This is a genomic window from Microbacterium tenebrionis (genome assembly GCF_020682665.1).
Classification (GTDB): Bacteria; Actinomycetota; Actinomycetes; order Actinomycetales; family Microbacteriaceae; genus Microbacterium; species Microbacterium tenebrionis.
On record NZ_JAGTTM010000005.1, the window covers coordinates 138,959 to 146,645 of the forward strand.

The following is a 7,687-nucleotide window of genomic DNA, read 5'->3' on the forward strand; positions in this document are numbered from 1 at the left end:
GAGAATCTTCAATATGACGACTGTCGCCGATCTATCGAAGATTGTCAATACGTGCCAGACTAGACCCGTGAGCCTGCCAACGACAATCGAAGCGACTGCCTGCTGCGTCCCGCGAATCACGTCCGCGCTGACCGCCGAGGAGGCCGACCGCGTCGCGCGTGTGTTCAAAGCACTCGGTGACCCCACGCGCGTCAGGCTACTGTCCCTCATTGCCGCCGGAGCAGGCGGGGAGGCATGCATCTGCGACTTGACCGAGCCGGTCGGCCTCTCGCAGGGCACCGTCTCGCACCACATGAAGCTCCTGGCGGATGCTGGACTTGTCACGCGCGAACAGCGCGGCAAGTGGGCGTACTTCGCTCTCAACGTCGACGCGATGGATGCCGCTGCCGACGCCCTCCGCGGGGTGTGAGTGCAGTGGGTGCTCCGCCCCGCCTGGGCGGACGATTGGCTGCGCTTTCGGTGGGGCAGGTGTCATCAGCTGGGGAATCCTGTTTTATGCGCTGATCGTTGCGTCCCCCGCGATCGCGGATGACACGGGCTGGCCCGTCGCCCTGGTGACCCTGTCGTTCTCCTCGGGTTTGGTCGCATCCGCCGCCGCTGGGGTGTTCGTGGGTAAGTGGCTCGACGAGCGAGACCCCCGCCTCATCATGACCGTCGGCAGCATCGTCGGCCCCATCGGGCTCCTGGTCGTCGCCTTCGCACCAGATCTGGCGGTCTTCACGATCGGGTGGGTGATCGCAGGTGTTGCGCAATCGGCGGTGCTCTACCAGGCCGCGTTCACCGTCATCGCCCGTCGGCACGGGGCTCGACGCCGCGGCGCGATGACGATTCTGACGTTAGCCGGCGGGCTCGCGTCCACCATCTTCGCTCCCATCGTCGCCGGCCTTCTGGGGGTCATCGACTGGCGCGCCATGTTCCTGATCCTTGCTGGCTTTCTGCTCCTCACCACCGTGCCCCTGCACTGGTTCAGCCTCGAGCGCTCCTGGTCACCCGCCCCGCATAACAACACCACAGAGGTGCACACGGTAAGCACCGTGGTGCGCACCCGCCGCTTCTGGATGCTCGAGCTGTCCATGCTCACCCTCGCGGCCGCGCTGTTCAGCGTCACCCTCGCCCTCATCCCGCTGTTCACCGAGAAGGGCATGAGCTATGAACTCGCCGCCTGGGCCCTCGGGTTCCTCGGGGCGGGCCAGGTGATCGGACGGCTGCTCTACGTCGCCATCCCGCACACTGTCGCACCCTGGGTTCCCCTCACCGCCACCGCTGGCCTCAGCGTTGCTTCACTCGCACTCCTGGCGCTAGTTCCCGGGCCCCCATGGTTACTGATCTCCATCGGAATCGTTGCCGGCGCCGTGCGAGGTGCTCAGACCCTTGTGCAAGGTTCCGCCGTCGCGGACCGCTGGGGTACCCACAACTACGGCGCCATCAACGGCGTCTTTGCTGCGCCGATCACGCTGATCGGGGCGTTCGGCCCCGCACTCGGTCCGCTCCTCGCAGTGGCCACCGGCTCCTACTCCGCCATGGCTCTCATCGCCGTCGGACTCGCGGCGCTCTCCGTCGCCTTCGCTCGCTTTTCCTGAGTCTCCGACCCCTGACGCCCGCAAGCTGCGGGAGTTCTTCCGCGTCCGTTCACCTCACGTTCACATAGATGACCTTCTATCAATACGTCGGATAGACAACCATCTATTCGAGGCGGTTTATCGGCTGCCTGGCACCCGAACACCTGAGATGAATGGAAGCAATCGTGCGAAAGACCACAGCAAAGATCTTCGCGTCCACTGCACTAGTCGTCATCGGCGCTCTCGCGCTGAGCGCCTGTGGTGGCCAGCCGAGCGCAGGCGAGTCCGCCGGCTCCGGTGAAGGATCGGGCGGGATGACCGGCTCCGTGAACACCGACGGATCGTCGACAGTCGCCCCGCTCACGGAAGCCGCAGCTGACCTGTTCCGCGACGCGGAGGCCGGAGTGAACGTCTCCGTCGCCACATCGGGCACCGGCGGAGGATTCAAGGTCTTCTGCGCAGGAGAGACGGATATTTCCAACGCCTCCCGCGCCATCAAGGACGAAGAGGCCGCCGAGTGCGAGGCCGCCAGCATCGAATACACCGAGATCATCGCAGCCAACGACGGGCTTTCCGTCATCGTCAACCCGGAGAACGACTGGGCCGAAGACCTCTCGGTCGAGCAGCTGAACATGATCTGGGGCCCGGAAGCCGAAGGCGAGATCACGAACTGGAACCAGGTCGACTCCAGCTTCCCCGACCAGGCGATCACGCTGTTCGGCGCAGGCACCGACTCGGGAACGTTCGACTACTTCACCGACGCAATCAACGGCGAAGAGGGCGCGATTCGCACCGACTACAGCCCGTCCGAGGATGACAACATCACCATCCAGGGCGTCGCCGGCGATGTCGGGGCCATCGGATTCCTTGGCCTCAGCTACGTCGAAGAGAACGAGGGCGTCATCAAGGCTGTCGCGGTCGACGGCGTGATGCCGAGCACCGAAACCGTCCAGGACGGCACTTATACCCCCCTCGGCCGCCCGCTGTTCATCTATGTCAACAACGCCTCCTACGTCGACAAGGAGCCGGTGAAGGCATTCGTCGACTTCTACGTCGACAACTCCCTCGACATCGCCGAGCGCGCCCTGTTCGTGCCCCTCACCGAGGAGCAGGTCACCACCGCCGCGGACGAGCTCGCCTCGCTCGGCTGAACACGCTCGATCAAAGAAAGCAGCTCATGACCACCGTCGCTGAGCGGCAGGGGGGCCCGGCAATCGGCCGGGCCCCCTCACCCTCCTCCTCCTCCTCCTTCGCGGGACGCCGCAGACCCGGCGAGTTCCTCATCAAGCTCGGCCTGCGCCTCGCCGCGGCCATCACGGTCATCACCACCGTGGGCATCGTCATCGCGCTCCTGGTCCCCTCGCTGAGCTTCTTCGCCGAAGTCTCACCGTTCGAGTTCCTCTTCGGAACACGCTGGGCTCCCCGGTTCGCCGACGCCTCCTTCGGCGTCCTGCCCCTGGTCACCGCAACCCTGTGGACCACGGTCATCGCCCTCCTCGTCGCCGTGCCCTTCGGCCTCGGAGCGGCCATCCTCCTGGCCGAGTACGCGAAACCACGGTTCCGGAAAGTCCTGAAGCCGTTGCTCGAGATCCTCGCGGGCATCCCGACCGTGGTCTACGGGTTCTTCGCCCTCCAGTTCGTGCAAGGCACCGTACTCCGAGACTGGCTGCAGCTCCCCACCGGCGCATTCAGCGTCCTCGCCGCCGGACTCGTCATGGGAGTCATGATCATCCCCACCATCGCCTCGATCGCCGAAGACGCCATGTCCGCCGTACCGGGCGCACTCCGTCAGGGAAGCGCCGCTCTCGGCGCCAACCGGATGCAGACCACTCTGCGCATCGTGTTCCCCGCCGCGCTGTCGGGAATCGTCGCCGCTGTTGTTCTCGGAATCTCCCGCGCTGTCGGAGAAACGATGATCGTCGCGATCGCGGCCGGTAGCCAGGCGCAGCTGGTGAGCAATCCACTCGAGCAAGGCCAGACGATGACAGGCTTCATCGCCAACGCCGCACTCGGAGACTCCCGTGTAGGAAGCCTGGAGTACAACACCCTGTTCGCGGTCGGGCTACTGCTGTTCCTGATCACCCTGCTCATCAACTTCATCAGCATCCGCTTCGTTCGCCGATTCCGGGAGGCCTACTGATGTCCGCATCGACCCACGCTCCAGGGCGCGTCATTCAAGCGACACGGCCGCTGAATACCGGACGAAACGGCGAGATGCGCCCCACGGCGCTGATCTTCCTCATGCTCCTGTGGCTGTCGCTCTTCATCGCGTTCGCGGTGCTCATCACCCTGCTGATCACGATCTTCGTCACCGGCCAGAACAAGCTCACCTGGAACCTCGTGACGAACTTCCCCTCCGCGGACCCGGAGGAGGCGGGTGCTCGTCCGGCGATCCTCGGTTCGGTCTGGGCGATCGGCACCACGGCGGTGATGACGCTACCTCTGGGTATCGCGGCCGCCGTGCACCTCGAGGAGTTCGCCGACCGGAAACGCTGGTTCAACAAGTTCGTCGAACTCAACGTGCAGAACCTGGCCGCCGTCCCGTCGATCGTCTACGGCCTCCTCGCTCTCGCGTTCCTGTCGATGCTCGGAGTCACCAACAAGAACATCGTCATCGGCGGCGCGTTCGCGCTGACGCTCCTCATCCTCCCGGTCATCATCATTGCCACCCGGGAGGCGCTGCGTGCGGTGCCCCGCGAGATTCGCGATGGGTCGCTGGCGTTGGGGGCCACGCAATGGCAGACGACGTGGCGGCAGGTGCTGCCGGCATCGGTCCCGGGTATCGCCACCGGCTCGATCCTCGCCCTCTCGCGAGCCCTCGGCGAAGCAGCCCCATTGCTCGTCCTCGGTGCGCTCGTCTACATCACCTTCGATCCGAACGGTCTGCTCAGCGGCTACACCACGCTCCCCATCCAGATCTTTAACTGGACCGGACGCCCGCAGGAGGGATTCCATGAGCTCGCCGGCGCCACGAGCCTGCTCCTGCTCGCCGTCCTCATCCTGATGAACGCCCTCGCCATCTTCATCCGCAACAAGTTCCAGAAACGGTGGTAAACCCATGAGCACCTCCACGAGCACCTCCACGGGCGACGCCGCACCGGCAGCGCACACACACTTCCACGCCGCGGAATCGCGTCGGGTTGCCGAAACGCCCAGCGGACTCATCCGCTGCGAAGACGTCAACGTCTACTACGGCGACTTCCGCGCCGTCACCGGCGTGAACCTCGAGTTCGGACGCAACGAGATCACCGCGCTCATCGGCCCCTCGGGTTGCGGTAAATCCACCCTTCTGCGGTCCCTGAACCGCATGAACGACCTCGTCGACGGCGCACGCGTCGAAGGAAATGTCATCTTCCAGGAGGAGGACATCTACGCGAAGGGTGTCGACCCCATCGAGGTTCGACGACGCATCGGCATGGTGTTCCAGAAGCCCAACCCGTTCCCGAAATCGATCTACGACAACATCGCCTACGGCCCTCGCGTCACCGGGATGAAGGTCGACAACATGGACGATCTCGTCGAGGAAGCGCTGACCCGCTCAGCGCTCTGGGGTGAGGTGAAAGACAAGCTCAAGCAGTCGGCATTCGGTCTCTCCGGCGGTCAGCAGCAGCGCCTCTGCATCGCGCGCACCATCGCGGTGCAACCAGACGTGATCCTCATGGACGAGCCGTGTTCCGCGCTCGATCCGATCGCTACCTCGCGGATCGAAGACCTCATGCACGAGCTGCGCAAGGACTACACGATCATCATCGTCACGCACAACATGCAGCAAGCAGCACGCGTGGCAGACCGCACCGCCTTCTTCACCGCCCTAGCAGACGAGACCACCGGAGACCGCACAGGAGTCCTCGTCGAGTACGACCTGACCAAGAACATCTTCGAACAGCCACAGGACCAGCGCACCGAGGACTACATCAGCGGACGGTTCGGATGAGTTCTCCCTCTGGCGGTGATCCGCGGTTCGTTCTACACGGGCGCAGCGTGGATATCCTCCGCGGGAGTTTCGCTGAGTTCCGACATGCTGGCGTTCCCATTACGGTGCACACCGAGATCGTTGACGCACTCGCCGATCTGGCGCACGACTACGAGTCCTCTCTCATCCTCGCCGGTGGCGAGTCGTTCGAGAGGCTTGCCGCCATCGTGCAGATCGCTGAGCCGGTTTGTGGAGGTTCGATCTTTCTCGGCGTCTCCGACAGCACCGAAACTGCAACGATTGAAGTCGCGATCCGGGCCGGATTGCGCGGCACCGTTCGCCTTCCCATCACGCCTGATCGCCTGCGCGAAGTGGCTCGTCTGCACCCGAGAACGGGACCGCAGGATCGCTCGCTCCGCTTCGGAGAACTGACCCTCGATGTCCCGCACCGGAGTCTCCGCTGGCGGGACCATGCACTCCTGCTTCCGCCGCGGGAGTTCGAGCTGCTGCATCAGATCGTCCGCGCCTATCCGGAGAGCGTGAGCATCGATACGCTTGCTCTCGCCTTCGGATCCGATCTGGAGGACCCTCACGCCTCAGTGCGGGTTGCGATGACGAAGTTGCGTGCGCGTCTGGCGAACTTTGCTCCTGCGCAGGCGCTCATCGAGACGGTCCGCGTCGCCGGCTACCGGCTCGCGTCCTGAGGCTCAATACTCAGCTCAACGAGAAGCCCCAGTACGCGCCTGCGGATATCGTCGCGCACGACGCGAAGCCCTTGGTCATCGAGCTCGAGCGGGTCTGCGAGGTCCCACTCCATGTATCGGCGGCCCGGAAAAACCGGGCACGCATCCCCGCAACCCATCGTGATGACGTAGTCAGCGGCGCGCACCACGTCCTCCGTGAGCGGCTTAGGGAACTCACCCCAGAGCTCGACACCCACCTCGGCCAGTGCCACCTCGACCCGCGGATGAGAGGTCTCCGCAGGCGACGAACCTGCCGTTCGCACGTGCACCTTCCCGCCCGACAGATGCCGCAGGAACGCCCCGGCCATCTGCGATCGCCCCGCATTCTGCACACAGACGAAGAGCACTTCCGGAGTATCCCTCAGGCTCAACCCCTGTGCGGTCGCGAGAGCATCGAGGCGATCAGCCGCATACCGTGCCGTCATCGTCAGCAAATGTTCGCGCACACGAGCCCGCTGGCTCAGAAGCAGAAAGCTCTGTGCGACGTAGCTGGCGACCGTCTCACGACTGAAAGTCGAATTGAACCGATAGGCGAGATCAGAGACGATCGTGGCTACGCCGGGTGGGAGCGCGGTGGCTGCAGGCGCCGGGGCGGCTGGCTGTATCGACTCGCTCGCCAGCAGACGCCCGAATCTCACCCAGGCATCGACCGTCGGCGTCGTCACTCCGTCGGAGTCACGAATCAGCCCTGTCATCCGCAGCGACGTGAGCGCCGCATCGACTACCCCAGCATCGAGCGCCAGTTCGACAGGGACGTCACCGATCGGCACTTCGGACACGATGGCACTGAGGACCCGCAGGGTGTCGGGGTTGCCCAGCACCGAGACCTGCGCCGCGCGATCTCGCGCTGCCTGCTCGTCCAGTGGTCGACCGACGCGGTGTGCCGAGCGATCATTCACCGGAGGAAGTCCTCAACTGCGCTGCGTCGCGAAGGGCTCACTGACAGCCAGCCGAGCTTTCCATCCTGCTGCCGGGTGAGGAATTCGTCGTCGAGCAGGATTCGGACGTGGTGTGTGACGGTCGGCTGCCGCAATCCCAGCGAATCTGCAAGCTGACCGACGGTCGCGCGCTCGTCAACGGATCCGAGAATGATGCTGAGGATCTGCAGACGTGTGGGGTCAGCGACCGCTCTCAGCGTGCGTGCCAATTCTTCAGCGGCTCCCCGATCCAAAGCAGCGCCCACGCGCGGCTTGGCTCCGGGTTGAGAGGACATGCAGTCGAGTCTACGGCTCGGCAGGAGTGCGAATCTGTGTCGGCCAGCGACGTCAAGTCAGGCTGCCGAAGGCGGCGGATCTGGGTCGAGCACGTCACCTCTCGCCTCGGTCGCGTGACGTTGGCAGAGTGTCGATACTGAAGCGCCCTGGGTCTGATGGAGACTCGCGCTATTTGATTCCCACCAGGTGGTCGGTGGTGGTTTGGCCAGCATAGAACGTCTGCTCGAACTCGGCGGGTGGGACGTCGCTGAGGTAGCC

The 7,687-nt window shown here is 64.6% G+C and carries 10 protein-coding genes; 7 read left to right on the forward strand and 3 right to left on the reverse strand.

Features of this window, described 5'->3' with window-relative positions; genetic code table 11:
• Positions 1 to 67: 67 nt before the first annotated feature.
• From KEC56_RS12335 to pstB, 6 genes are all read left to right on the forward strand, one after another.
• Entirely contained in the window at positions 68 to 409 is a 342-nt protein-coding gene (locus tag KEC56_RS12335; protein WP_227531187.1) for an ArsR/SmtB family transcription factor, read from the forward strand.
• Positions 378 to 1,580, forward strand: a complete 1,203-nt coding sequence (locus tag KEC56_RS12340; RefSeq protein WP_227531177.1) for an MFS transporter — start codon at positions 378 to 380, stop codon at positions 1,578 to 1,580. Before KEC56_RS12335 ends, KEC56_RS12340 begins: the two co-directional genes overlap by 32 nt.
• Positions 1,581 to 1,744: 164 nt before the next feature.
• Positions 1,745 to 2,710 carry a PstS family phosphate ABC transporter substrate-binding protein gene (locus tag KEC56_RS12345; protein WP_227531178.1) on the forward strand — a complete coding sequence of 322 codons (966 nt, stop codon included), beginning with the start codon at positions 1,745 to 1,747 and terminating at the stop codon, positions 2,708 to 2,710.
• Positions 2,711 to 2,736: 26 nt separating this feature from the next.
• Complete coding sequence (gene pstC / locus KEC56_RS12350) at positions 2,737 to 3,699, forward strand: phosphate ABC transporter permease subunit PstC (RefSeq protein WP_227531179.1); 963 nt, start codon at positions 2,737 to 2,739, stop codon at positions 3,697 to 3,699.
• The gene (gene pstA, locus KEC56_RS12355; protein WP_175986990.1) at positions 3,699 to 4,613 is read left to right on the forward strand and encodes a phosphate ABC transporter permease PstA; all 915 of its coding nucleotides are present in this window, start codon (positions 3,699 to 3,701) and stop codon (positions 4,611 to 4,613) included. Before pstC ends, pstA begins: the two co-directional genes overlap by 1 nt.
• A 109-nt stretch (positions 4,614 to 4,722) precedes the next feature.
• Complete coding sequence (pstB, locus tag KEC56_RS12360) at positions 4,723 to 5,493, forward strand: phosphate ABC transporter ATP-binding protein PstB (RefSeq protein WP_120776991.1); 771 nt, start codon at positions 4,723 to 4,725, stop codon at positions 5,491 to 5,493.
• Between the two features lie 32 nt (positions 5,494 to 5,525).
• Here pstB and KEC56_RS12365 read toward each other — a convergent pair whose 3' ends face one another.
• Positions 5,526 to 5,984, reverse strand: a complete 459-nt coding sequence (locus KEC56_RS12365) for a hypothetical protein (protein ID WP_227531189.1) — start codon at positions 5,982 to 5,984, stop codon at positions 5,526 to 5,528.
• A 3-nt stretch (positions 5,985 to 5,987) separates the two neighbouring features.
• On the opposite strand from KEC56_RS12365, the gene KEC56_RS12370 reads away from it, so the two are divergent.
• Entirely contained in the window at positions 5,988 to 6,176 is a 189-nt protein-coding gene (locus KEC56_RS12370; RefSeq protein ID WP_308013016.1) for a winged helix-turn-helix domain-containing protein, read from the forward strand.
• Here KEC56_RS12370 and KEC56_RS14080 read toward each other — a convergent pair.
• Positions 6,158 to 7,114, reverse strand: coding sequence for an arsenate reductase/protein-tyrosine-phosphatase family protein (locus KEC56_RS14080; protein ID WP_227531180.1), 957 nt, complete (start codon positions 7,112 to 7,114; stop codon positions 6,158 to 6,160). The genes KEC56_RS12370 and KEC56_RS14080 overlap by 19 nt on opposite strands.
• Positions 7,111 to 7,428, reverse strand: a complete 318-nt coding sequence (locus tag KEC56_RS12380) for an ArsR/SmtB family transcription factor (protein ID WP_175986986.1) — start codon at positions 7,426 to 7,428, stop codon at positions 7,111 to 7,113. Before KEC56_RS12380 ends, KEC56_RS14080 begins: the two co-directional genes overlap by 4 nt.
• Positions 7,429 to 7,687: the final 259 nt, after the last annotated feature.

Bases quoted from the DNA above. Each gene is read 5' to 3' on its own strand.
- KEC56_RS12340 (WP_227531177.1), top strand. From the start codon at position 378: ATGCCGCTGCCGACGCCCTCCGCGGGGTGTGAGTGCAGTGGGTGCTCC.
- pstC (WP_227531179.1), top strand. From the start codon at position 2,737: ATGACCACCGTCGCTGAGCGGCAGGGGGGCCCGGCAATCGGCCGGGCC.
- pstA (WP_175986990.1), top strand. From the start codon at position 3,699: ATGTCCGCATCGACCCACGCTCCAGGGCGCGTCATTCAAGCGACACGG.
- KEC56_RS12365 (WP_227531189.1), bottom strand. From the start codon at position 5,984: ATGCAGCAGCTCGAACTCCCGCGGCGGAAGCAGGAGTGCATGGTCCCG.
- KEC56_RS12380 (WP_175986986.1), bottom strand. From the start codon at position 7,428: ATGTCCTCTCAACCCGGAGCCAAGCCGCGCGTGGGCGCTGCTTTGGAT.